Origin of the sequence: Halomonas sp. THAF5a, assembly GCF_009363755.1 — a bacterium.
Lineage (GTDB): Bacteria > Pseudomonadota > Gammaproteobacteria > Pseudomonadales > Halomonadaceae > Halomonas.
The window spans coordinates 1,955,878-1,980,360 of the sequence record NZ_CP045417.1; the positions used below are offsets into that span (position 1 = coordinate 1,955,878).

A 24,483-nucleotide genomic window follows, 5' to 3' on the forward strand; every position below is an offset into this window, starting at 1 on the left:
GGCGGCCTGGGGCGCACGCTCAGGGCCGGAGCGGTGCCGCCATGCTCATGGCGGGATCGGCGAGGTCGAGGAGGTCATCGAGGATCACGGTGCCCTCGACCCCCTGCACGTCGCTCAGGCGTTCGACGCCGACGACCCGGCCGCGGATCCGCTCCGCCTCGAGGGTCTCGCCCACCCGGGGCATCTGATCCGCTTCCAGGCAGTGCAGCAGGTAGCTGCCCGGGGTATAGCTGACGACGAGCAGTTGCATGGCCGGCCCCTCTCTCGGTGAGACATCGCCTGAGTGTTGACCATGGCGCGGGGCCTGTCACTGACGAAACGCTGTGCGACAACGACCCCGTGCCAAGCCGTTGATCCTGCTGGCCTGCCGTGACACCGTCGTGCCCCATCCCGCTGACCGCGGCGCGCGCCGCGGTCAGCTGTTGGTGGGCGCTTCCTGCGCGCGCGCCTCGACACGGCCGAAACGCTCGCGCAGCCGCTCGAGATAGCTCAGCAGCACCGGAATCACGGCCAGCACCAGCAGCGTCGAGAAGGCGAGGCCGAAGGCGATGGAGACGGCCATGGGGATCAGGAACTGCGCCTGCAGCGAGGTCTCGAAGAGCAGCGGCAGGAGCCCGCCAATGGTGGTCAGCGAGGTGAGCAGCACGGCGCGCACCCGCTGCACCACCGCCTCGTTGAGGGCGGCGTCGATGGCGAGCCCCTTGTGGCGCTGGTGGCGGTAGAAGGCCACCAGGATGATGGCGTTGTTGACCACGATCCCCGACAGCCCGAAGAGCCCGAACAGCGACAGCATGGTCAGGTCGAGCCCCAGCGCCCAGTGGCCCAGCAGCGCCCCGACCAGTGCCAGCGGGATGATCGCCATGACGATCAGCGGCAGGCTCCAGGAGGCGAAGACCCAGGCCAGCACCACGTACATCAGCCCCAGGCCGATCAGCAGGCCGGTGCGCATGTCGGCGAAGGTCTCGCGCTGGTCGGCGGCGCGCCCCTCGAAGCTGTAGCGCAGCCGGTGGGTGCTGGCGAGCGTCGGCAACACCTCCTCGGAGACGGCGTCGAGCACCCGCTCGGCGTTGGTGATCTCGCCGTCGAGCTCGGCGGTGACCTCCACCGCCAGGCGGCCGTCGGCGTGGCGCAGCGCCTCGAAGCCCTGGCGGTGGTCGAGCACCATGACCTGGTCCAGGGGCACGAAGCGCCCCTCCGGGGTGCGCACCGTCAGCCGGGACAGGGTCGAGAGGCGCTCGCGCTGCTCCCGGGGCAGCAGCACCCGCACCTCGACCTCGTCGGCGCCATCCTGGTAGATCTGCACCAGGCGGCCGTCGAAGGCCGCCCGGAGCTGTCGGCCGAGCTCGAGGGTCGTCAGCCCCAGGGCCTCGCCGTGGGCGCTCACCCGGTAGATCAGCTGCTCGCGCCCCCAGGGCATGTCGTCCTCGGTATCCAGCACGCCGGGCAGCTCGCGCAGCGAGCGCCCGAGGGATTCCGCCGCGGCCTTGAGGTCGTCGGCCGATTCGCCGGTCAGGCGAATGTTGACGTCCTTGCCGGGCGGGCCCGCCGCCCGCTCAGTGATGGTCAGGTTCTCAAGGCCGGCGGGCTCGGCCAGGCGCGATCGCCAGGCGCGGATGAACTCGGCGTTGCGCACGTCGCGATCGTCCGAGGGGGTGAGCTCGATCATCATCGAGCCGACGTTGTCGCCGCTGCGCCCCGGCTGGCCGCCGGAGATCGTGGCCCCGTGGCGCGTCACCGCCTGCTGGACGAGCCCGCCGCCGAGCGCCGCCTCGGCCTCGTCCAGGGCGGTCTGCATCTCGGTCAGCAGCGCGTCCACGGTGTCGCGATCGGTGCCGGCCACGAAGCTGGCGTTGGCGTAGAGGATGTTGGGTTCCGGCGTGGGAAAGAAGTTGAACTCGAGGCGTCCCCCGGTCAGCAGACCGAGGGTGAAGAGCACCACGGCGATCGCCGAGGCGAGCGTGGCGCCCCGGTGGCGCAGGGTGAGCGCCGAGAAGCGCCGGAAGGGCCCCTCGCGAAAGCGCTCGAAGGCGCCCTCGAAGCGCTCCCGGGGCCGCGACAGCAGATGACGCCGTGACGACCGGCTCGGCACGAAGGCATTGCGCAGGTGGGCCGGCAGCACCACGAAGCACTCCAGCAGCGAGGCGATGAGCACGCAGATCATCACCACGGGGATATCGCCGAGGATGTTGCCGATCACCCCGCCCACCAGCAGCAGCGGCATGAAGGCCGCCACCGTGGTCAACGACGAGGCGATGACCGGCCACAGCATGCGCTTGGCGGCCCCCTCGGAGGCGTGGCGCGCGGCCTCGCCGCCGCGGAAGTGGGCATCGGCGTCCTCGCCGACCACGATGGCGTCGTCGACGATCACCCCCAGCGCCATGATCAGCGCGAACAGCGAGATCATGTTGATCGACCCGCCGATCACCCAGAACACCGCCATGGCGGCCAGGAAGGCGGTAGGGATGCCGATCGCGACCCACAGCGCCACCCGGGCGGGCAGGAAGAAGTAGAGCAGCAGCAGCACCAGCGCCAGCCCCCCCAGGCCGTTGCTGATCAGCAGCCCGATGCGCTCGGCGATCAGCTGCCAGGTCTCGTCGTGCACCTCGAGCGCCACCGAAGGCGGCAGCTGGGGGCGGGTCTCGTCGAGCCAGCGATTGAGCACCTCGGCGGCGGCCAGGGAGTTGCCGTTCTCGCTTCGCTGCAGCATCAGCTCCACCGCCGGGTGGCCGTCGCGGCTCAGGGTCACCGAGGGCTCGCGGGCCTCCTGGCGGATGGTGGCGATGTCGCCGAGGCGCAGCTGGACCCGCTCGCCGCTGAGCACCGGCAGGTCGGCGAAGGCCAGGGCGTCGCGACGCTGCTCCACCGCCCGCAGTTCCCGGGTGCTGTCCTGCTGCCCGAGCAGCCCCGCCGGCAGGTCCCGGGACATCGCCTCGATGCGCTCGGCGATCTCGCCGAGGCTGAGCTGCAGCCCCTGCAGGCGCTCGGCCGGGACCTCGATGCTGATCTGCTGGTCGGGCAGGCCGCTGATCTCCACCCGGTCGATGCCGGCCTGCAGCAGCTGGTCCTCGAAGCGGTTGGCGAGGTGGCGAAGCTCCCGGGGCGTGACCTCGCCGTGCACCAGCAGCCGGGCCACCGGTTCGTAGCGCGCCGCCCGGGCGACCTGGGGCTCCTCCGCCTCGGCGGGCAGGTTGGTGAACTCGTCGACCTGCTGGCGGACATCGTCCAGCGCCAGGATGGGATCGGTGCCCTCATGGAACTCCAGGGTGATGTTCGAGACGCCCTGGGCCGAGGTGGAGGTCATCCGCTTCAGGCCGTCGATGCTGCGCAGGCGCTGCTCGAAGGGGATGGTGATGCCCTGCTCGATGTCCTCCGCCGAGGCGCCGCTCCAGACCGTGCGCACGCTGACCACGTCCAGGGCGAAGGTGGGAAAGAACTGGATGTTCATCCGCGAGATGCCGAGCGCCCCGCCGAGCAGCATCATCAGCATCACCAGGTTGGCGGCGACCCGGTGGTGGACGAAGAAGCCGATCAGGCCGCGGCGCCGACTCACGAGGCCGCCTCCGGGTCACCTTGCCCCTCGCCCTCGTCTTTCTCGTCTTTCTCGTCTTTCTCGTCGTCCCGCTCGGCGCCGGCCTGGCGCTCGCTCTCGACCAGCAGGCCCTGCATGGCGTTGGGCAGGTGGGTGACGATCACCCGGTCGCCGTCGACCAGCGCCTCGCCGCTGACCAGCGCCCAGCGCTCGCCGTCTCGTAGCACCTCGCCATGGAGGGTCACGGCCAGGCGCTGCATGCGATTCGCCTCGCTCATCCGGTAGAGGGCGTCGTTGCCGTAGAGGGCGCTGTAGGGCACCGCCAGGCTCTGCGGCACCGCGGGACGCGCCAGCGACACGGCGACGTGGCTGCCGGGCCGCAGCCGCTCGCCGCCCGCCTCGAGGCGGAAGATCGCCTCGGTCCCGGCGGGGTCGCCCTCGCCGGCGAGCCCCTCCAGCACGAAACGGGCACCCTGCCCGTCGCTCGCCACCAGGCGTTGCTCCCGGGCCAGCGCCGCCAGGAGCTCCTCCTGATGACGCCCGGGAATGTGCGCGCGAAGCTCCAGGCCGCGCTCCGGATAGACGCTGAGCAGCTCGCTGCGCGCCGCGACCTGATCCCCCGGGGCGACCCGCAGGCGCGTGACGATGCCATCGAAGGGCGCCTCGACCCGGCTGCGCTCGGCATCGCGTCGCGCCGCGGCCAGGGTGGCCCGGGCCCGCTCCAGGCCGGCCTCGAGCCCGCGCAGGCGCGCCGGGTGCTCGGCGATCGCCCTCTCCCGGGCCGCGAGGGTCACCCGGGCCCGGGCCAGCTCGTTGCGCGCCGCGTCCAGGTCCGACGCGGCGGCCAGGTTGCGGGTCCGGAGCGACCGGGTGCGCTCCAGCTGACGTCGGGCATTGGCGACGAGCTCGCGTTCCCGGGCCACGGCTTCGAGATCACTCGCGTGGCGCACCCGTTCGTTCTCGACCTGGGCCTCACGATCGGCCACCTCGGCCTCGGCCTGCCGCAGGGGCGGCATCACGTCGGCATCGTCCAGGGCCACCAGCCGCTCGCCCTCGGCCACCCGCTGCCCCTCTCGCACCGGCCGCTCGGCGATCCGCCCGGCCAGGGGCGCGGTCACGGTCAGCAGGTCGGGGGCCGTGATCTCGCCATAGAGCGGCAGGACGGGCGCCTGGGGGCTCAGCGTCGCGGCGAGGGTCTCCACCCGCCAGCGGCGCTCCTCGGGGGTCACGCTGGGGGTCTCGGGCCGGGTCGCGCGCAGCCACAGGAAGGCCGCCACGCCGAGGGCCAGGATCAACAGGGGGAGCAGGCGTCTGAGCATCGGGCTGGGTTCCACCGGGAATATCAATAGCCCACAATATACAGTCATCGATCGGGGATTGTCGGCGCCAGCGGGCCATGGCGACACTAGACCGCAGCCCGTCCCCGCGGCCACGCGCCCCGCCCGGCCCCGGATCGGGTATCATCGATCCCCTCTCGCTTCGCGGAGTCGCCATGCCAGCCGCCCTTCCCCTGCCGCTCTCCACCCCCAACCGCAACCTGGTGCGGCTGACCATCGTGCGCGGTATCACCTGGACCGGCTTTCTCGCCGCCATCATCTTCGGCATCGAACTACTGGGCTTCTCGCTGCAAGTGCCCGCGGTGATCGCGGTGATCGTCACCATGGGCATGATCAATATCGCCACCTGGTGGCGGCTGGGGCGCCCCCGGGCGGTGACCCACCAGGAGTACCTCGGCCACCTGATGATCGACGTCACGGGGCTGACGCTGCTCTTCTACTTCACCGGCGGCGCCCACAACCCTTTCATCAACTACTACCTGGTGCCGGTGACCATCGCCGCGGCTACCCTGCCCTGGCGCCACGCCTGGCTGATCGCCGCGGTCTCCATGGCCGCCTACAGCGCCCTGATGGTGGTCTACCAGCCGCTGCCACAGCTCGCCCAGGGCGATGGCACCGCCACGTTCGGCCTGCACAAGCTGGGCATGTGGCTGAACTTCGGCCTCTCGGCGGGGCTCGTGACCTTCTTCATCTTCAAGATGGCCCACGCCCTGCGCCGCCGGGACCAGGCGCTGTCGCGCACCCGCGAGGCGGCGCTGCGCAACGAGCAGGTGCTGGCGGTGGCCACCCAGGCCGCGGGCACCGCCCACGAGCTCGGCACGCCGCTCTCCACCATGGCGGTGCTGCTCGCCGAGATGCGCGAGGATGCCCGGGACGACCCGGCGCTGAGCCGTGACCTGGAGCTGCTGCGCCAGCAAGTCGACACCTGCAAGTCGCGCCTGCGCCACCTGGTGCAGAGCGCCGATCGCCGACGCATGGCCGAGCCCGAGGTCTGCGATGCCCAGGCGTGGCTCGCCGGGGTGGTGCAGCGCTGGCTGGTGCTGCGTCCCGACGTCAGCCACCGCCTGGAGGTCGCCGAGCGGCGCGACCCGCCCCGGCTGGCGGTGGACGCCACCCTCGACCAGGCGCTGACCAACCTGCTCAACAACGCCGCCGACGCCAACCCCGACGACATCGTCATCCGCCTGGAGTGGAACGGCGAGGAAGTGATCATCGACATCCGCGACCACGGCCCGGGCGTGGCGATGTCCATCGCCGACCAGCTGGGCGAGACCTTCATCTCCACCAAGAGCAAGGGGCTCGGCATCGGCCTGTTCCTGACCCACGCCACCATCAACCGCTTCGGCGGCGGCGTGAGCCTGTACAACCACCCCGAGGGCGGCACCCTCACCGAGGTGATCCTGCCGCGCAGCCAGACGACGACCTGACGGCTCCGGGACTCCCCGACCCTGCGAGGACGACATGCAAGAGACCGCCGAACGCCTGCTGATCATCGACGACGACGAGATGTTCTGCCACGTGCTCGACCGGGCGCTGACGCGCCGCGGCTTCGAGGTGATGGTGGCCCACGACGCCGCCCAGGCGCTCTCCCTGGCGCGGCGCCACCAGCCCCAGCTGGCCACCCTGGACCTCAAGCTGGAGAACGAGTCGGGCCTGAAGCTACTGCCGGAGCTGCTGGAGCTGGTGCCGACCTGCCGGGTGATCGTGCTGACCGGCTACTCGAGCATCGCCACCGCGGTGGAGGCGATCAAGCTGGGTGCGGTGAACTACCTCTGCAAGCCGGCCGATGCCGACGAGGTGCTGGCCGCCCTCTCCCGGGAGGAGGGCGACCCGGAGCGGGAGGTGGCCGAGCACCCGCCGTCGATCAACCGCATCACCTGGGAGCACATACAGAAGGTGCTCCAGGAACACGACGGCAATATCTCCGCCACCGCGCGGGCGCTGGGCATGCACCGCCGCACCCTGCAGCGCAAGCTGCAGAAGCGCCCGGTCAGGCGCTAAGGCCGCCAAGCGGCCAAGCGGCCAAGCGGCCAAGCGGCCAAGCGGCCCGCCATGGTTTGGTGTTCCCGTACAAAAGCCAACCCCGAAAGCCTCGGCCTTCGGGGTTGGCTTGTCGCTCGGCGCTTGGTGCTTGGTGCTCCCGGCGCAGCCGGGCTATTGAGCCGTCCAGCCCAGGTCGATGTTCCAGCTCGCCCCGGTGACGGCGCCGGCCTGGTCGGAGGCCAGATAGCCGACCAGGGACGCGACCTCCGAGGGCTCGATCAGCCGCTTCACGGCGGCGTTCTTGAGCATGACGTTCTCGATCACCGCCTGCTCCTCCATGCCGTGCATCTTCGCCTGGTCGGCGATCTGGTTATCGACCAGCGGCGTCTTCACGTAGGCGGGGCAGATGGCGTTGGCGGTGATGCCCTGGCCGCCGCCCTCCAGCGCCGCGGTCTTGGTCAGGCCGATCATGCCGTGCTTGGCGCTGATGTAGGCGGCCTTGCCCGGCGAGGCCACCTGGGCGTGCACCGAGGCGATGTTGACGACACGGCCCCAGCCGCTCTCGCGCATGCTCGGCCACACCGCCTGGGTGAGCAGGAAGGGGGCGGTGAGCATCAGGTCGATGATCTGGCGCCACTTCGCCTCGGGGAAGCTCTCGATGGGCGAGACGTGCTGGATCCCCGCGTTGTTGACCAGGATATCCACGCGTCCGAAGCGCTTGATGGCCTCCGCTGCCGCCGCCCGGCAGGCCTCGCCGTCGGTCAGGTCGGCCTGGAAGAAGGCCGCGCCGGCGCGCTCGGCGACCTCCTTGCCGGCCGGATTGAAATCCACGGCCAGCACCTGGAGACCCTGCTCGCAGAAGTGGCGGACCACGGCCTCGCCGATGCCGCTGCTGGTGCCGGTGACCAGGGCGACGCGGGGGGTGGAAGCGTTGGCGGTCATGCGTGACTCCTCTTGTGGGATCGTCCAGGGGGGCTCGGAGAGTGCCCGACCCGCCCCGGGCCCGTGGATAGGGTGTTGTGGTTATCGTCGCGCGCATGGGGGTGGCGCTGCCCCACCAGCATAAGGCGAATGACGCAGTGCGTCATCCCTCAGGAGGCGGGCTCGACGGGGGTCATGACCCGCTCCATCAGCTGCTGCGCGAGCCGGCTCGCGGCCTGGCGGGAATCGAGGTCGGAGAGGTCCGAAAGCAGCCCGCAGCGCCAGCAGCCCGACGGTGCCTCCGGGCCGCCATCATCGTGTTCGGCGCGGGGCCCCTCGCTTTCCTCGACCAGCGGCTCCCAGGCGAAAGGGTAGCGCCCCGAGGGCAGCACGAGGGTCAGCTGAGGCGCGTCGGGCGATGCGGCCTCGTCGTCGGGGACAAGCACCAGCGACAGGGAAACAGGGGTGACCAGGGCGCCGAGCAGGCCGGGGCGCCCATCGGGGAGCGCATGGGGCTGGAAGCAGAGCGCATCCGCGGCGAGGCGCGGATTGAAGTGGGGCTCGGCCTTGGCGGCCTTGAGGTGGCGGCGGGTCCAGGCCTCGGCCAGGTGGGCCAGCCGCGCATACTGGACGGCACTCAATGCCTGCATGGTGTCCTCCGGTTCGGCGAGGCCGCCAGTATAGTCGCCATGGCAGGCGTCCCGCATCGGGCCTCGTCCCTCGAACCGACGCCCCGGCCGGTCGGCAGCGGCCCGGCGAGCTGCTAGCATGAAGCCGTTCGCCCCCCCACACGAGCCGCCGAGGAGCCGCCATGACCCCCGCCCAGCGACTGGAGATCGCCGTCGATATCGCCCGCGAGGCCGGCCAGATGATCGTCGCGGCCCGCGAGGGTCAGGCCTACGGCCATCGCTACAAGCACGGCCACGAGCTGGTCACCGACGCCGACGTCGAGGTGGACACGCGCATCGGCGAGCGGCTCCAGGCGCACTTCGCCGATGAGGCGCGCCTCAGCGAGGAGCTGGCCCCCGACCGCGAGGTGCTCTCCCGACCCCAGGCGCTGTGGGTGGTGGACCCCATCGACGGCACGGTCAACTTCGCCCACGGCCTGCGTCACGTGGCGGTCTCCATCGCCTGGTCGAGTGCGGGTCGGCCGCGCCTCGGGGTCGTGCACGCCCCCTTCCTGGGCGAGACCTTCACCGCCCTGGAGGGCCAGGGCGCCTGGTGCAACGGGGAGCCGATCCGCGCCGGCCGTGCCCACGACCTCTCCCGCTGCCTAGTCGGCACCGGCTTTCCCTACCGTCGCGACAGCCGCCCGCCGCTGATGCGCCGCCTCACCGCGGTGCTCGGTCACTGCCAGGACATCCGGCGCAACGGCTCGGCCGCCCTCGACCTGTGCGACGTCGCCTGCGGCCGCCTGGATGCCTACTACGAGAGCGTCTCGCCCTGGGACTGCGCCGCGGGCCTGCTGATCGCCCGGGAGGCCGGCGCCCGCACCGGGCATCTCTACCCCGTCCCGCCGGGCATCCCGGAGGGGCTCTACGGCGAGAACCTGCTGGTCACCGCGCCCGGGGTCCACGACGCCCTGGGCGACCTGCTGCGCCGCGCCGACGCCGGCGAGATCGCGCTCTAGCCGCGTCGCGGGCCGCCTGCGGCGAGCCTCGATAGCGGCTCGCCATCGCCTGCCAAGGCGACGACTATTGGCGTCGGGCCGCGCGCTCCTTCACAATGTGCCCCTTCCTTACCCATCATCCATTGCCACGCACCTCGCCGTGCCAGGAGCCACTTCATGTTCGTCGTCATCTTCGGCCGTCCCGCCTGCCCCTTCTGCGTCCGCGCCAAGTCGCTGGCCGAGCGGCTCGAGAGCGCCGGCGCCATCGAGGGCCACCGCTACGTCGACATCCAGGTCGAGGGCATCACCAAGGCCGACCTGGAGAAGACCATCGGTCAGCCGGTGCACACCGTGCCCCAGATCTTCGTCGACCAGACCCCCATCGGCGGCTTCACCGAGTTCGACCAGTACGTGCGCGACAACGCCCTGCTGGCGGCCAGCGTCTGACCCCCGCCCGCCGGTCGTCCTCGACGCCGCCACCCTCCCGGGGTGGCGGCGTTTGCGTTACGGGGCCCGCCGCCGGCCTGCGTCTTTCCCGCGTTGAATCGGCGCCGGGCCGCGCTGCCTATACTGCGGGCTCAAACGACACAAGAATCGGATCACGCGCGCGGGGCATCACGACGGGGGAACGGCACGATGCAACGGGAAGAGTTCGTCCAGCAGCTGTGGCTGGACTACGTCCATCACCATCCTGATGTCGGCGGCCTGCGGCTCTGGCCGGTGGAGACGCCGGCGGAGTACCTGGCGATCCTGACCCTCAACCACGGCCCCTGGGCCATGGAGGCGCTGATTCCCACCCTGGTGCGCTTCGGCTATCGCCCCCAGCAGCGCTACGGCATGGCCGACCGAGGCCTGCTCGCCACCCTGCTCAGCGCCCCGGACGACGGTGGCTGGATCCTGCTCGCCGAGCTGCAGCTGGGCACCCTGTCCCGGGCGCCCAGGGAGCGCCTGAAGACGCTGGTGGCCGACGCCGACCCGCGGGAAGCGCGCAGCCAGGCGCTCTTCTGCCACGGGCGCCCCTGGCCGATGCCCGACTGGGACACCTACCAGGCCCTGCACCAGGCACACCCCCTGGCCGGCTGGCTCACGGTGATGGGGCCGCGCGTTCACCACGTCGGCTTCGACTGCCAGCGGCTGGGCCAGGATATCCAGGCCCTCGACGGCCGGCTGCGCCAGGCCGGTCTCGCCGTCTGCGACGATCGCCTCCGCGGCCTTTTCCCCGTCTCGCCGCTGCTCGACTACCGCTTCTACGCCACCCGCTCCCAGCGTCTGGCCTTCGCCGAGGGCGATGAGCACCGCATCGGCCTCGGAGGCCTGGCGCTGGTCCAGAAGCAGGTCAGCGCCAATCAGGAGCGTGCCGCCGAGCTGCTGCTGCCGCACCACACCCGTTGCGAACTCACCTGAGCCGGTTCATCCACAGAATCTGTGGATAACGCTGTGCATCACCCCGGGGAAAGCCGCGGCGCCCCGGATGAACGGGGCCGCGGCCCACCCTGATCAGTTTTTCGGCAGCGCGCGGGGCGCCCAACGACGACGGCCCGGACGCAGGGTCCGGGCCGTCGAAGGTTGTGCGCCCTCATCCGAGGCGCCGCGGCGGATCACTCGTCGAAAGTCATCTCCGGCACGTGCTCCGGCACCACCAGCTTGCCGGCGGTCAGCTCCTTGATCTCCTCGACGGAGACGCCCGGGGCGCGCTCCTTGAGGTGGAAGGCGCCGTCTTTGATCTCGAGGTAGGCGAGATCGGTGAGCACGCGGTTGATGCAGCCCGCGCCGGTCAGCGGCAGGTTGCACGACTCCAAGAGCTTGGACTCGCCATGCTTGGAGGCATGGGTCATGGTGCAGATGATGTTCTCGGCGCCTGCCACCAGGTCCATGGCGCCGCCCATGCCCTTGATCAGCTTGCCCGGGATCATCCAGGAGGCGATGTTGCCGTTCTGGTCGACCTCGAAGGCGCCGAGCACCGTCAGGTCGACGTGGCCGCCGCGGATCATCGCGAAGGACTCGGCGGAGGAGAAGATCGCCGCGCCCGGCCGGGCGGTGACGGTCTGCTTGCCGGCGTTGATCATGTCGGGATCGACCTCCTCCTCGGTGGGGAAGCGCCCCATGCCGAGCAGGCCGTTCTCGGACTGCAGCATCACGTCGATGCCGTCGGGGATATAGTTGGCCACCAGGGTCGGGATGCCGATGCCCAGGTTGACGTAGAAACCGTCTTCGAGCTCGCGCGCCACGCGCTGTGCCATCTGTTCGCGGGTGAGTGCCATCGTGTTGCCTCTTGTAGGTCGGGGGAAGCGGAAAAGCGCCGGCCATCGCCGGTGGTCACGTGCGGGGCGCCTCAGCCCTCGCGCACGGTACGCTTCTCGATGCGCTTCTCGAAGGTGCCCTGGATGATGCGGTCGACGTAGATGCCCGGGGTGTGGATCTGGTCCGGCTTGAGCTCGCCCGGTTCGACGATCTCCTCGACCTCGACCACGGTGATCTTGCCCGCGGTGGCGGCCATCGGGTTGAAGTTCTGGGCGGTGTCGCGGTAGACGACGTTGCCGTAGCGGTCGGCCTTCCAGCCCTTGATGATGGCGAAGTCGCCGACCACCGACTCCTCGAGGATGTAGTGGCGGCCGTTGAACTCGCGCACCTCCTTGCCCTCGCCGATCGGCGTGCCGTAGCCGGTGGCGGTGTAGAAGGCGGGAATGCCGGCGCCGCCGGCGCGCATCTTCTCGGCCAGGGTGCCCTGGGGGGTCAGCACCACCTCGATCTCCTCGTTGAGCATCTGCTGCTCGAACAGGGCGTTCTCGCCGACGTAGGAGGCATGGATCTTGCGGATCTGCTTGTCCTCCAGCAGCAGCCCCAGGCCGAAGCCGTCCACGCCGCAGTTGTTGGACCACACCGTCAGGTCCTTCACGCCGCGGCGCTTGATCTCCGCGATCAGGTTCTCGGGGATGCCGCAGAGGCCGAAACCGCCGGCGATCACGGTCATGCCGCTCTCGATGCCGTCCATTGCCTCTTCGTAGGAAGTCACACGCTTGTCGAATCCGGCCATCGTGGCGCCTCGCGTTGTTGTAGAGAGTGGTGGGATGGGGACAACGGTGAACTCCGGGAGTCCCGTTGGCAGAGTGTCAGGCCAGTGTTGCGCCTGCCAATATATTTGTTAAGTTTGTTTTATTTATCGATTGATATGATTGCCTCATAAATTGGACCTTGGTAGCACGCCATGACCGTCAAGCAACTGCGCGCCTTCCTCGCCGTGGCGCGAACGCTGAGCTTCACCCAGGCCTGCGAGCACATGCACCTCTCCCAGCCGGCGCTGAGCCTGGCGATCAAGGGACTCGAGGAGAGCCTGGGCGGCCGCCTGCTGGTCCGCAGTACCCGCAGCGTGCGCCTCACCCCCGAGGGCGAGTCGCTGGTCCCGCTGGCCAAGCGGCTGATCGCCGAGTGGGACAACACCGAGGAGCTGCTGCGCCAGCGCTTCACCCTGCAGCTCGGGCGCCTGGCGGTGGCCACCATGCCGTCGTTCGCCAGCAACCTGCTGCCGCCGGCGCTGCGGGTCTTTCGCCAGCGCCACCCCAAGGTCAACGTCACGGTCCACGACGTGATCAACGAGCAGGTGATCGAGATGGTGCGCGCCCGCCAGGTCGAGCTGGGGCTGGTGTTCGAACCCGAGGCCACCGGCAGCCTCTCCTTCGCGCCGCTCTTTCGCGACCGTTTCGTCGCCGTGGTGCCGGCCGACTCCCGGCTGGCCGACCGGCCGAGCCTCGACTGGGCCACCCTGATGACCCGTAACTTCATCGCGCTGCAGCGCCCCTCCATGGTGCGCCGGCTGCTTGAGCAGGCCCTGGAGGGACGTGACCTGGTGCTGCCGGCGACCTTCGAGTGCCACCAGCTCGCCACGGTGGGCCGCATGGTTTCAAGCGGCCTGGGCGTCAGCGCCGTGCCGTCGCTGTGCATCGAGCAGATGCAGGAACTCGGCGCCATCTGCGTGCCGCTGGAGGATCCGGTCATCGAGCGCGACGTCGGCGTGCTGACCTGGAACCGCCACGAGCTCTCCATCGCCGCCCTGGCCCTGCAGCGAGTGCTGGCGGAGACCATCCGCCCCCCGACGCTCATCGCGCACCGCTGAGGGCTTCAGCTGGGCAGCGTGCGGCCGATCCATTAGCATGAACGCCTCGTACACCCCGCCAAGGAGACCGGCATGTCGACCCTCAGAGGGTTCGTGAGCCTCCTGCTGCTGAGCCTGACCACCCTCACCTGGGGGATCCCGCTGATCCTGCTGACCCTGGTCAAGCTGGTGACGCCCGGGCGTCGCTGGCGACGACGGGTGCTGACGGCCCTCAACTGGGTCGCCCTCAACTGGATGGGCAGCAACCTGTGGTGGATGCGCCGCTGGCTGCGCCCGCCGCTGGAACTCGAGCTGCCCGACGGCCTCTCCCGGGACCGCTGGTGGCTGGTGCTCTCCAACCACCGCAGCTGGACGGACATCTTCCTGCTCTTCTTCGCCTTCCACCGGCGCATCCCGATGCCGCACTTCTTCGTCAAGCGGCAGCTGATCTGGATCCCCATCGTCGGGCTGGCCTTCTGGGCCATGGAGTTTCCCATGCTGCGCCGCCTGACCCGGGAGCAGCGCGAGCGCCACCCCCACCTGGCGCGACGCGACCGCGAGGCCACGGAACGGATGTGCCGCCACGCCCGGGAGCGGCCGATCGCCATCTACAACTTCGTCGAGGGCACCCGCTTCACCCCCGCCAAGCATGCGGCCCAGGGGGCTCCCTATCGGCACCTGCTGAGGCCCCGCGCCGGAGGCATCGCCCAGGTGGTGGGCCTGCTCGGCGACCGGCTCGGCGGCATCCTCGACGTCACCCTGCACTACGACAACCCCGCGCCGAGCTTCTGGGGCTTCCTCTGCGGCCGCGAGGCGCGGGTGGTCCTCGAGGCGCGGCGGCTGGAGGTGCCCGCCTGGATGCTCGAGGGCGACTATCACGACAACATGGACTACAAGGAACGCTTCCAGTCATGGCTGAACGCCCTGTGGCAGGACAAGGATCGCCGTCTCGACGCCCACCGCTGATCTGGCTGCTGATCGTCCTGACGGTGCTGGCCGGCTGTGCCAGCCAGCACCGTCAGGTCGGCACCGGCCGCGGCATCGCCGGCGAGTGGATCACCGTCCAGCGCGGCGACACCCTCGGCGAGATCGCGCGCCGGGCCGAGGTGCCCCTGGTGCGCCTGAAGCGCTTCAATCCCGGCGTGGACGCCCGGCGCCTGTCGGTGGGCCAGCGCCTGATGGTCCCCTCCCGCCAGGAGCGGGCGCCCTCCGGCGGCCCCTATCGCTACCAGGTCCGCCCAGGCGACACCTTCAGCGCCATCGCCCGGCGCTTCGGCACGACGCCGGGGCGCATCCGCGCGGGCAACCCCGGGGTCGAGCCCACCACGCTCAGGGTCGGTCAGCTGATCCAGGTGCCCCTCAGCGGGGGAGCGACCCGCACCGCCGCGAGCTCCAGCGGTCAGCGCTCGGCCGCTCGACCGACCCCCAGGCAGCTGCCGGACCCCGGCGACCTCCCCGCCTCGGCGCGGCGCTGGCCCTGGCCGCTCGACGACTATCGGGTGGCCCGCCCCTTCGGCACCGATCAGCGCGGCGCCCTGCAGCCGATGCTGCTGGCCACCGCGCCGGGCAGCCGCGCCAAGGCGGTGGCCGATGGCGAGGTGCGCTTCGCCGACAGCATGCGCCAACTCGGCCAGGTGGTGATCGTGCACCATGCCGACAACCTGCAGAGCGTCTATGCCCTCTGCGAGCGGCCTCTGGTGAGTAGCGGCCAGACGGTCACGCGCGGCACCCCGGTCTGCGAGGTCGGCCGCCACGACGGCGGGCCACGCCTGCTCCTCGACATGCGCCACGGCGGCAAGCCGGTGAACCCCACGCGAGTGCTGCGCTGACCGCGGACGGGCGGCGCTCGCCGCCGGCGTCACGGCATCGTCAAGATGGCGTCGCCGGGCTGTCATGAAGGGCGCCCATCCTTGGCGGTGTCAGGCCCGGTCGGGCCCGCCACCGCACGAGGAGCGCCATGCGCATCTGCCTGGTCAGCGATACCTGGTCCCCCGATATCAACGGCGTCGCCCACACCCTCGGCCGGCTGACCGCCGAGCTGCATCGACGCGGGGTGGCGCTGCAGCTGGTGCGCCCGCGCCCCGCCGGGCCGGTCATCCCGCGTCCGGAGGGCATCGAGTCGGAACTGCGTGTTCGCGGCCTGGCCCTGCCCGGATATCGCGAAGTGCGCATCGGCCTGACGACCGGGCGCGCCCTCCAGCGGCTGTGGCGCCACCAGCGTCCCCAGGCGATCTACCTCGCCACCCAGGGCCCGCTGGGCTGGGCGGCGCTGCGTATCGCACGCCGGCTGGGCATCCCGGTGATCAGCGGCTGGCACACCAACTTCGACCACTACTGTCGCGACTATGGCCTGCCCTGGCTGGCGCCGCTGGTCCGCCGCCGCCTGCGACACTTCCATAACCGCACCGCGGCGACCCTGGTGCCGACCCATGCCCAGGCCCGCGACCTGGGGGCCCAGGGCTTCGCCAACGTGCGCGTGATGGCGCGCGGCATCGACGGCGAGGCCTTTTCCCCGCGCCATCGCGACCCGGCGCTGCGTGCCGCCTGGGGCAGCGATGCCCACCGCCCGGTGGCCCTCTACGTGGGACGCCTGGCGCCGGAGAAGAACCTGGCCCTGCTGCGCGACACCTTCCTCGCCATGCTCGAGGCGCGTCCCGACCTCAGCCTGGTGGTGGTCGGCGACGGCCCCGGACGGGCGTCCCTGGAGCGTGCCCTGCCCCAGGCTCACTTCACCGGCTTCATCGACCGGGAACGCCTGATCCGCCACTACGCCAGCGCCGACCTCTTCGTCTTCCCCTCGCTCTCCGAGACCTGGGGCAACGTGGTGCTCGAGGCGATGGCCAGCGGCCTGGCCGTGGTGGCGTTCCGCCACGCCGCCGGCGCCGAGCTGATCGACCACGACCACAACGGCCTCTGCCTGGCACCCGATGATCCGGCCGGCTTCCAGGCGGCGGCGGTCACCCTCTGCCAGCAGCCGGCCCGCTATGCCCAACTGGGTCGGGCGGCCCGCCAGCGCGCCCTGGCGTATCGCTGGTCGGCAATCGCCGACACCTTCCTCTCCACCCTCACCCAGCCACTGGAGGTCGACGATGAAGCCGCTCCCCCCTGCCATGTTTGATCGCCTGGATCTCATCGAGTGGCAGCTCTGCCGCCGCCTGGTCGGCTGCAACGTTCATCGCCCCTGGCTGATGCTGCTGCGCCTGGCCAGCCGCCTGGGCGACTGGCCGCTGTGGGTCGGGCTGATCCTCGCCCAGCCGCTGATCGACCCCGTCCACGGCACGCAGCGGCTGCTCGCATACACCGCCACCGCCCTGGTGGCCATCGCCGTCTATCGGGTGCTCAAGACGCGCCTGTGCCGCGAGCGCCCCTTCATCACCTTCACCGGCATCATCCGCTGCGGGGAACCCGCCCGGGATCGCTACAGCTTCCCCAGCGGCCACACCATGCACGCGGTGCTCTTCTGCCTGCTGACCGCGGTGCATGCCGCCTGGCTGCTGCCGTGGCTCTTGCCCATCGCGCTGCTGATCGCCATCTCCCGGGTCGGCCTGGGGCTGCACTACCTGAGCGACGTGGTCGCCGGCGCCCTGCTCGGCACCGGCTTCGCCTGGCTCAGCCTGGCGCTCTTCGGCTGATGCCCGACGCGGCCGGCGCGACCGCGTCCGCTGGCCGAACAGCCGACGGGATGGCATCCTGAGGCGATGATGCCGCTGCCGTTCCCTACCGGCGAGCCCCTGCTCGCGACGCCTCCGCTGATGCGCTTCGCCCGCCTGCTGGGCGAGCCCGTCGCCACCGAGCTGCTGACACGGCTCGATCGAGAGCTCGACTGGCAGCGGCCGACCCTGCGCCTCTACGGGCGCGAGCACCCGATCCCCCGCCGCCAGGTCTGGATGGGCAGCCCCGAGGCACGCTATCGCTACTCGGGGCGCGACTTCACCCCCGACGCCTGGCATCCCGTCGTCGCGACGATCCGCGATGCAGTGGTCGAGCGGCTGGCCGCCGCCGGCCAGCCGGCGCGCTTCAACAGCGTACTGCTCAACCGCTATGCCGGTGGCGAGGAGCGCATGGGCTGGCACAGCGACGACGAGCCCGAGCTCGGCGACGACCCGCTGATCGCGGCCGTCAGCCTCGGCGCCGAGCGCCCGCTGCGCTTTCGCTGGAAGCACCGGGAGGCCCCGGCCTTCAATGCCTGGCTGCCCCACGACAGCCTGCTCGTGATGGGCTCCGGGGTGCAGCGACGCCTTCAGCACGCGCTGCTGCCGCGGCGCCTCGAGGGGCTGCGCATCAGCCTCACCTTCCGCTGGGTGCATCCGCCCACCCATGGCGGCCGCGCCGGCTGAGCTGCGCTGTCGACGCCATACGCCCCACCGGCCACCCTCTATCCCCCAGTGCCAATGCCCCATGCAAAACGGCCACCCCGTTCGGGATGGCCGTCATGCGATGCCGAGGAAAGATAACGGTATAAATCGCCGATGCCCCGTCAGCCGCGGAAGTAGCCCGGGGTGACGAAGGGCATCTTGCTGACCGTCATCGGCAGGCGCTTGCCGCGCACCTCGGCATAGACGGTGGCGCCGATCTCGGCCGCCTCGATGGCCACGTAGCCCATGGCCACCGGCCGACCGACGCTGGGGCCGAAGCCGCCGGAGGTCACGCGGCCCAGGTGGGCGCCCTCCGCGTCGAAGAGCTCGGTACCCTCGCGCACCGGGGCGCGGCCCTCGCCGAGCAGCCCCACGCGCTTGCGACGGTGATCCTTCTCGGCCACCTGGTGCAGGATCAGGTCGGCGCCGGGGAAGCCGCCGGCTCGCTCGCCGCCGCGGCGGCGCGGCTTGCCGATTGCCCAGATCAGGCCGCCCTCGACCGGCGTGGTCTCGGTGTCGATATCGTGGCCGTAGAGACAGAGCCCGGCCTCGAGACGCAGGGAGTCCCGCGCGCCCAGGCCGATCGCCTCGACCTCCTGCTCGGCCAGCAGTCGCCGCGCCAGGGCCTCGGTCTGGTCGGCGGCCACCGAGATCTCGAAGCCGTCCTCGCCGGTGTAGCCGCTGCGGCTGACCCAGACATCGATGCCGTCGATGGCAAAGCGGCCGTGCTGCATGAAGACCATCTCGCACGCCTCGGGGCAGAGGCGCTGCATCACGCCGGCGGCCTGGGGGCCCTGCAACGCCAGCAGGCCGCGGTCGACCACCTCGACCTCGTGATCGGGCAGGCCCCGGCGCAGGTGGGCGATGTCCTGCTCGCGGCAGGCGGCGTTGACCACCAGGTAGAGGTGATCGCCGGCATTGACCACCATCAGGTCGTCGAGGATGCCGCCCTCCTCGGAGGTGAACAGCGCATAGCGCTGCATGCCCGCAGGGAGGCCGACGATATCGGCCGACACCAGGGTCTCCAGCGCCTCGGCCGGGTTGGGGCCGCGCAGCAGCACCTGCCCCATGTGGGAGACATCGAAGAGCCCGGCGGCCTGTCGAGTATGCTCGTGCTCGCGTTTCACTCCCAGCGGGTACTGCACCGGCATGTCGTAGCCGGCGAAGGGCACCATCCTGGCGCCCAGCTCCACGTGCAGGGCGTGCAGCGGGGTCTGCTTGAGTTCACTCATGATGTCGTCTCTCGTGACGAGGGGGCCAACGCAAGAGAGGTGCCCCTCGGGGCACCTCTCCTGACTCGCGCATCCCTCAGGATTTGTCGTGGTCCAGCTCCTCGCCCGGCAGGATCTCCTTGCCGTCGAAGTAGTCACGGGCCAGCTTGAAGACCACCGGCGACAGCAGCGCCAGGGCGATCAGGTTGGGGATGGCCATCATGGCGTTGAAGGTGTCGGCCATCAGCCAGATGAAGCCCAGCTGCGCCATGGCGCCCAGCGGAATCGCCAGCACGAACAGCACCCGGTAGAGCATGATCGAGCGCGTGCCGAACAGGAACTGGAAGCACTTCTCACCGTAGAAGGACCAGCCGAGGATGGTGGTGAAGGCGAACACCGCCAGGGCCAGCGACACGATCTGGTTGCCCATGCCCGGCAGGGCCGCATCGAAGGAGAGCGCGGTCAGCGACGCCCCGGCCTCCCCCGTCTGCCACACGCCGGCGGTCAGGATGACCAGGGCGGTGATGGTGCAGACGATGATGGTATCGATGAAGGTGCCCAGCATGGCGATCAGGCCCTGACGCACCGGGTTCTTGGTCTGCGCCGCGGCGTGAGCGATGGGCGCGCTGCCCAGGCCCGCCTCGTTGGAGAAGATGCCGCGTGCCACACCGAACCGGATGGCCGCCATCACCGCCGCGCCGGCGAAGCCGCCCACGGCCGAATGGGGGGTGAAGGCATAGGTGAAGATCATGCCGAAGGCCGCGCCGATCTGGTCGGCGTTGACGACCAGCACGATCAGGCCGGCGAGCACGTAGAGGATGCCCATGACCGGCACCAGCTTGCCCGCCACCTTGGCGATGCGCTTGATGCCGCCCAGGATCACCGCACCGGCCAGCACCATGATCACCACGCCGGTGATCCAGTGCGGCAGGCCGAAGGTGGAATCCAGGGCGTCGGCCACCGAGTTGGACTGCACGGTGTTCCCGATACCGAAGGCCGCCACGGCGCCGAAGAAGGCGAAGGCGCCACCGAGCCACAGCCACTTCTTGCCCAGGCCGTTCTTGATGTAGAACATCGGCCCGCCGATGTGGTAGCCGGTGCTGTCGGTTTCCCGATAGCGCACGGCCAGCACCGCCTCGGCAAACTTGGTGGCCATGCCGACCAGGGCGGTGATCCACATCCAGAAGACCGCCCCCGGGCCACCCAGCGCGATGGCCGTGGCGACCCCGGCAATGTTGCCGGTGCCGATGGTGGCCGACAGGGCGGTCATCAGGGCGTTGAACGGCGAGATCTCGCCATCGTCATGCTTCTCGGCGGCCTTGCCGGGTTCCGGCTTCTTGTCGCGGCCGGCCCACATCAGCTTGAAGCCCGTGCCGAGCTTGCGGATCGGCATCAGCTTGAGGCCCATCTGCAGATAGAGGCCCACCCCCAGCAGCAGGATGAGCATCAGGGGCCCCCACACCACGCCGTTGATGGCGCCGAATATACTGTTCAAGGTTTCCACGCGAATCTCCCTATTATCTTCTTCACGCTTGTTGTTGTGATCTGCCGCTGGTGACGACTCGCCAGCATGTCCGATGCCCATCCTCCCCCGTTTGGCAGACGGGCGAACCGAAAAGACGAAACTGCATGGTCAAGTCGCTCTTCGACGAAAGATCGACAGGACGAACGCCTTCACGATAGCGGATCATGCCACTGCTGCACCAGCCCGACGGCTCGGGCCATCCCCTCGCGCGTCGCCGGCCAGCCAGCGGCCACACCGGCCGCAGGTTTCCGATTGGAAACGCAGCAAGCGTACTGTCGGCGCCGCCACGAGGCAAGAGCGCGTCGACCACTGGACGAAGCCGGCGTCTCCGACCACCCTGTGAACGGGTCGAGGCGCTGTTGTCCACCCGCCATCCCCTCCGCAGGACTCGCCAAACGCCGTCAAGGGCGTTAGCATTCGCGGATCCGAAAACCTTTTTCGTATAGGAAATCAAGATGAGCTCAATCCCCGCCAACCTGCGCTACGCCGAAAGCCACGAGTGGGTCCTCGACAACGGCGACGGCAGCGTGACCATCGGCATCACCGACCACGCCCAGGAGGCCCTGGGCGACGTGGTCTTCGTCGAGCTGCCCGAGGTCGGCCAGACCCTCGCCGTCGGCGACGAGTTCGGCGTCATCGAGTCGGTCAAGGCCGCCTCCGATCTCTACGCGCCGCTCGCCGGCGAGGTCATCGCCGTCAACGAGGCCCTCGAGGACGCCCCGGAGACCGTCAACGAGGCGCCCTACGCCGACGGCTGGATCATGAAGGTGCGCCTCGACGACGCCGCCGCCCTAGACGCGCTGCTCGACGCCGACGCCTACCAGGCCGTGGCCGCCGAGGACTGAGCCTCTCCCGGCGCCCTCCTCCGCCCACGCGGCCGCTGAGGAGCGCGCCACCCCGGCCCCGCCCGCGGGGCCGGCCTTCCATCGACTCCGGGGCGTTGCCCCCCACGCACACAGGGTGTTCCATGGCTTTCGACAACCGCCGTCTGGCCGATCTGGCCGCTCACGATGCCTTCCTCCAGCGCCACAACGGGCCCACCGCCGACGACGTCGCGGGCATGCTCGAGACGCTGGGCATGGCGAGCCTTCCCGCGCTGATGGAGGCCACCGTGCCCGCCGGCATTCGCCTGGGCCGTGAGCTGGACCTGGACCCGCCGAAGGGCGAGGCCGAGGCCCTGGACTACCTGCACCGCCTGGCGCGCCAGAACCGCGTGGCCAGGAGCTACATCGGCCAGGGCTACTACGACACCCACCTGCCGACGGTGATCCAGCGCAACGTGCTGGAGAACCCGGGCTGGTACACCGCCTACACGCCCTACCAGCCGGAGATCTCCCAGGGGCGCCTCGAGGGCCTGCTCAACTTCCAGCAGATGGTGATGGACCTCACCGGCATGGAGCTCGCCAACGCCTCGCTGCTCGACGAGGCGACCGCCGCCGCCGAGGCGATGGCGCTGTGCAAGCGCGCCAACAAGAAGGCCAGGAGCAATACCTTCTTCGTCGCCGATGACGTCTTCCCGCAGACCCTGGACGTGGTGCGCACCCGCGCGGCCTGGTTCGGCTTCGACCTGGTGGTGGCCCCGGCCGAGGAGCTCGCCGAGCACGACGTCTTCGGCGCCCTGCTGCAGTACCCCGGCGACGGCGGCCGGGTCCGCGACCTGGCGCCGCTGATCGAGGCCGCCCGCGAGCGCGGCGTGATGACCTGCGTGGCGGCCGACATCATGGGCCTGGTGCTGCTCAAGGAGCCGGGCGCCCTGGGCGCCGACATGGTCGTCGGCAGCGCCCAGCGCTTCGGCGTGCCGATGGGCTTCGGCGGCCCCCACGCGGCCTTCTTCGCCACCACCGACAAGCTCAAGCGCTCGATCCCGGGGCGCATCATCGGCGTCTCCCAGGACAGCCGCGGCGCGACGGCGCTGCGCATGGCGATGCAGACCCGCGAGCAGCATATCCGCCGCGAGAAGGCGACCTCCAACATCTGCACCGCCCAGGCGCTGCTGGCCAACATCGCCGGCTTCTACGCCGTCTACCACGGCGCCGAGGGCCTCAGGACCATCGCCTCGCGCATCCACCGCCTGACGACGATCCTGGCCACCGGCCTCATGGAGAAGGGCGTGAGCCTGGCCCACGACAGCTGGTTCGACACCCTGCGCCTGACCGGCGTGGATGCCGGGCGCATCCACGGCCGCGCCATGGCCCACGACGTCAACCTGCGCTACTTCGCGGATGGCGACGTGGGGCTGAGCCTCGACGAGACCACCACCGCCCACGACCTGGACGTGCTGTTCGACGTGCTGCTCGACGAGGAGCATGGCCTCGGCGTGCGCGAGCTCGACGACCGGGTGCTCGCCGAGGGGCTCACCGGCATCCCGGCCGCCTGCGCCCGGGAGTCCGCGTTCCTGACCCACCCGACCTTCCAGCGCTACCGCAGCGAGACCGAGATGCTGCGCTACCTCAAGCGCCTGGAGAACAAGGACCTGTCGCTCGCCCACGCGATGATCCCGCTGGGCTCGTGCACCATGAAGCTCAACGCCACCAGCGAGATGATCCCCATCACCTGGCCGGAGTTCGCGCGCATCCACCCCTTCGCGCCCCGCGACCAGGTGGCCGGCTACCGCCAGATGATCGACGAGCTGGCCGCCTTCCTGGTCGAGGTGACCGGCTACGACCACATCTCCATGCAGCCCAACTCCGGCGCCCAGGGCGAGTACGCCGGGCTGGTGGCGATCCGCCGCTACCAGGCGGCCCAGGGCGAGGGGCACCGCGACGTCTGCCTGATCCCGAGCTCCGCCCACGGCACCAACCCCGCCTCCGCCGCCATGGCCAGCATGAAGGTGGTGGTCGTGGAGTGCGACGCCGACGGCAACGTCGACATCGACGACCTGGCCGCCAAGGCCGAACAGCACCGCGACGCCCTCTCGGCGATCATGATCACCTACCCCTCCACCCACGGGGTGTTCGAGGCCCACGTCCGCGAGGTGTGCGAGATCGTCCACGCCCACGGCGGCCAGGTCTACATCGACGGCGCCAACATGAACGCCCAGGTGGGCCTGACCCGCCCCGGCGACTTCGGCGGCGACGTCAGCCACCTCAACCTGCACAAGACCTTCTGCATCCCCCACGGCGGCGGCGGCCCGGGCATGGGCCCGATCGGCGTCAAGGCGCACCTCGCGCCCTACGTCTCGAACCACGCGGTGGTGCCGATCGAGGGCGTCGAGGCGGGCTGTGGCGCGGTCTCGGCCGCCCCCTTCGGCTCGGCCTCGATCCTGCCGATCTCCTGGGCCTACATCAAGATGATGGGCGCGCGCGGCCTGCGCGAGGCCACCGAGCTCGCGATCCTCAACGCCAACTACATCGCCCAGCGCCTCGGCGCGCACTACCCGGTGCTCTACAAGGGCGCCAACGGCACCGTGGCCCACGAGTGCATCATCGACATCCGCCCGCTCAAGGCCGACTCCGGCATCAGCGAGGAGGACATCGCCAAGCGCCTGATGGACTACGGCTTCCACGCCCCGACCATGTCCTTCCCGGTGCCCGGCACGCTGATGATCGAGCCCACCGAGTCGGAGTCGCGCTACGAGATCGACCGCTTCTGCGACGCCATGATCGCGATCCGCGAGGAAATCGACGCGGTGCAGCGCGGCGACTGGCCCGCCGACGACAACCCGCTGGTCAACGCCCCGCACACCCTGGCCGACCTGCGCGACGCCGCCTGGGCGCGCCCCTACTCGCGCGAGCTCGGCGCCTTCCCCTCCGAGGCGACCCGCGCCGCCAAGTACTGGCCGGCGGTCAACCGCGTCGACAACGTCTTCGGCGACCGGCAGCTGATCTGCTCCTGCCCGAGCATCGACGAGTACCGCGATTGAGACGCGGCTAGACGATCGCGGCGGCGCCTCACAGGCGCCGCCCGAGCGTCAACGCCGGCTC

General features: G+C 70.4%; 22 protein-coding genes. 13 read left to right on the forward strand and 9 right to left on the reverse strand.

Annotated features, from left to right (window positions below; translation table 11 throughout):
- Positions 1 to 19 precede the first annotated feature (19 nt).
- From FIU83_RS08835 to FIU83_RS08845, 3 genes are all read right to left on the reverse strand, one after another.
- Positions 20 to 250, reverse strand: coding sequence for a hypothetical protein (locus tag FIU83_RS08835; protein ID WP_152483713.1), 231 nt, complete (start codon positions 248 to 250; stop codon positions 20 to 22).
- Between the two features lie 165 nt (positions 251 to 415).
- On the reverse strand, positions 416 to 3,550 hold the full coding sequence (locus tag FIU83_RS08840) for an efflux RND transporter permease subunit (protein ID WP_152483714.1): 3,135 nt from the start codon (positions 3,548 to 3,550) through the stop codon (positions 416 to 418).
- The gene (locus FIU83_RS08845; protein ID WP_152483715.1) at positions 3,547 to 4,848 is read right to left on the reverse strand and encodes an efflux RND transporter periplasmic adaptor subunit; all 1,302 of its coding nucleotides are present in this window, start codon (positions 4,846 to 4,848) and stop codon (positions 3,547 to 3,549) included. Before FIU83_RS08845 ends, FIU83_RS08840 begins: the two co-directional genes overlap by 4 nt.
- Positions 4,849 to 5,021: 173 nt before the next feature.
- Between FIU83_RS08845 and FIU83_RS08850 the strand changes: the two genes are divergently transcribed.
- Together FIU83_RS08850 and FIU83_RS08855 are read left to right on the forward strand one after the other, a co-directional pair.
- Positions 5,022 to 6,293 (forward strand): ATP-binding protein, encoded by a 1,272-nt coding sequence (locus FIU83_RS08850; protein ID WP_152483716.1) that lies wholly within the window; start codon positions 5,022 to 5,024, stop codon positions 6,291 to 6,293.
- Between the two features lie 34 nt (positions 6,294 to 6,327).
- The gene (locus tag FIU83_RS08855) at positions 6,328 to 6,867 is read left to right on the forward strand and encodes a response regulator transcription factor (protein ID WP_152483717.1); all 540 of its coding nucleotides are present in this window, start codon (positions 6,328 to 6,330) and stop codon (positions 6,865 to 6,867) included.
- A gap of 153 nt (positions 6,868 to 7,020) precedes the next feature.
- Here the strand turns inward: FIU83_RS08855 and FIU83_RS08860 are convergent, their stop codons facing one another.
- Together FIU83_RS08860 and hybE are read right to left on the reverse strand one after the other, a co-directional pair.
- Positions 7,021 to 7,791: a 3-hydroxybutyrate dehydrogenase gene (locus FIU83_RS08860; RefSeq protein WP_152483718.1), complete on the reverse strand. Its 771-nt coding sequence runs from the start codon at positions 7,789 to 7,791 to the stop codon at positions 7,021 to 7,023.
- 149 nt (positions 7,792 to 7,940) lie between these two features.
- On the reverse strand, positions 7,941 to 8,477 hold the full coding sequence (hybE, locus tag FIU83_RS08865; protein WP_172976060.1) for a [NiFe]-hydrogenase assembly chaperone HybE: 537 nt from the start codon (positions 8,475 to 8,477) through the stop codon (positions 7,941 to 7,943).
- A gap of 104 nt (positions 8,478 to 8,581) precedes the next feature.
- Between hybE and FIU83_RS08870 the strand changes: the two genes are divergently transcribed.
- The 3 genes from FIU83_RS08870 to FIU83_RS08880 all read left to right on the forward strand — a co-directional run bounded on the left by FIU83_RS08870 (position 8,582) and on the right by FIU83_RS08880 (position 10,783).
- On the forward strand, positions 8,582 to 9,400 hold the full coding sequence (locus FIU83_RS08870) for an inositol monophosphatase family protein (protein ID WP_152483720.1): 819 nt from the start codon (positions 8,582 to 8,584) through the stop codon (positions 9,398 to 9,400).
- A gap of 156 nt (positions 9,401 to 9,556) precedes the next feature.
- Positions 9,557 to 9,826 (forward strand): GrxA family glutaredoxin, encoded by a 270-nt coding sequence (locus FIU83_RS08875; protein WP_152483721.1) that lies wholly within the window; start codon positions 9,557 to 9,559, stop codon positions 9,824 to 9,826.
- Between the two features lie 189 nt (positions 9,827 to 10,015).
- On the forward strand, positions 10,016 to 10,783 hold the full coding sequence (locus FIU83_RS08880) for a DUF1338 family protein (protein ID WP_152483722.1): 768 nt from the start codon (positions 10,016 to 10,018) through the stop codon (positions 10,781 to 10,783).
- A 194-nt stretch (positions 10,784 to 10,977) separates the two neighbouring features.
- Here the strand turns inward: FIU83_RS08880 and FIU83_RS08885 are convergent, their stop codons facing one another.
- A complete protein-coding gene (locus tag FIU83_RS08885; RefSeq protein WP_152483723.1) occupies positions 10,978 to 11,640 on the reverse strand; it encodes a CoA transferase subunit B in 663 nt (220 codons plus the stop codon).
- Positions 11,641 to 11,711: 71 nt separating this feature from the next.
- Positions 11,712 to 12,413 (reverse strand): CoA transferase subunit A, encoded by a 702-nt coding sequence (locus FIU83_RS08890; protein WP_152483724.1) that lies wholly within the window; start codon positions 12,411 to 12,413, stop codon positions 11,712 to 11,714.
- Positions 12,414 to 12,584: 171 nt separating this feature from the next.
- Here FIU83_RS08890 and FIU83_RS08895 point away from each other — a divergent pair, with 171 nt between their 5' ends.
- From FIU83_RS08895 to FIU83_RS08920, 6 genes are all read left to right on the forward strand, one after another.
- A complete protein-coding gene (locus tag FIU83_RS08895) occupies positions 12,585 to 13,490 on the forward strand; it encodes a LysR family transcriptional regulator (protein ID WP_152483725.1) in 906 nt (301 codons plus the stop codon).
- A gap of 72 nt (positions 13,491 to 13,562) precedes the next feature.
- Positions 13,563 to 14,435, forward strand: coding sequence for an acyltransferase (locus tag FIU83_RS08900; RefSeq protein WP_152483726.1), 873 nt, complete (start codon positions 13,563 to 13,565; stop codon positions 14,433 to 14,435).
- Entirely contained in the window at positions 14,381 to 15,298 is a 918-nt protein-coding gene (locus FIU83_RS08905; protein WP_152483727.1) for a M23 family metallopeptidase, read from the forward strand. Before FIU83_RS08900 ends, FIU83_RS08905 begins: the two co-directional genes overlap by 55 nt.
- 128 nt (positions 15,299 to 15,426) lie before the next feature.
- Entirely contained in the window at positions 15,427 to 16,587 is a 1,161-nt protein-coding gene (locus FIU83_RS08910) for a glycosyltransferase family 1 protein (protein ID WP_152483728.1), read from the forward strand.
- Positions 16,559 to 17,101, forward strand: coding sequence for a phosphatase PAP2 family protein (locus FIU83_RS08915; protein WP_152483729.1), 543 nt, complete (start codon positions 16,559 to 16,561; stop codon positions 17,099 to 17,101). The genes FIU83_RS08910 and FIU83_RS08915 overlap by 29 nt, the downstream gene beginning before the upstream one ends.
- Positions 17,102 to 17,170: 69 nt before the next feature.
- Entirely contained in the window at positions 17,171 to 17,806 is a 636-nt protein-coding gene (locus FIU83_RS08920; RefSeq protein WP_152485308.1) for an alpha-ketoglutarate-dependent dioxygenase AlkB, read from the forward strand.
- A gap of 140 nt (positions 17,807 to 17,946) precedes the next feature.
- Here the strand turns inward: FIU83_RS08920 and gcvT are convergent, their stop codons facing one another.
- Together gcvT and FIU83_RS08930 are read right to left on the reverse strand one after the other, a co-directional pair.
- Positions 17,947 to 19,056, reverse strand: a complete 1,110-nt coding sequence (gene gcvT, locus FIU83_RS08925; protein WP_152483730.1) for a glycine cleavage system aminomethyltransferase GcvT — start codon at positions 19,054 to 19,056, stop codon at positions 17,947 to 17,949.
- Between the two features lie 76 nt (positions 19,057 to 19,132).
- Positions 19,133 to 20,539 (reverse strand): sodium:alanine symporter family protein, encoded by a 1,407-nt coding sequence (locus tag FIU83_RS08930; protein ID WP_152483731.1) that lies wholly within the window; start codon positions 20,537 to 20,539, stop codon positions 19,133 to 19,135.
- 476 nt (positions 20,540 to 21,015) lie between these two features.
- Between FIU83_RS08930 and gcvH the strand changes: the two genes are divergently transcribed.
- Together gcvH and gcvP are read left to right on the forward strand one after the other, a co-directional pair.
- Positions 21,016 to 21,405, forward strand: a complete 390-nt coding sequence (gcvH, locus tag FIU83_RS08935) for a glycine cleavage system protein GcvH (RefSeq protein WP_152483732.1) — start codon at positions 21,016 to 21,018, stop codon at positions 21,403 to 21,405.
- Positions 21,406 to 21,527: 122 nt separating this feature from the next.
- Positions 21,528 to 24,422 (forward strand): aminomethyl-transferring glycine dehydrogenase, encoded by a 2,895-nt coding sequence (gene gcvP / locus FIU83_RS08940; protein ID WP_152483733.1) that lies wholly within the window; start codon positions 21,528 to 21,530, stop codon positions 24,420 to 24,422.
- The last annotated feature ends 61 nt before the right edge of the window (positions 24,423 to 24,483 follow it).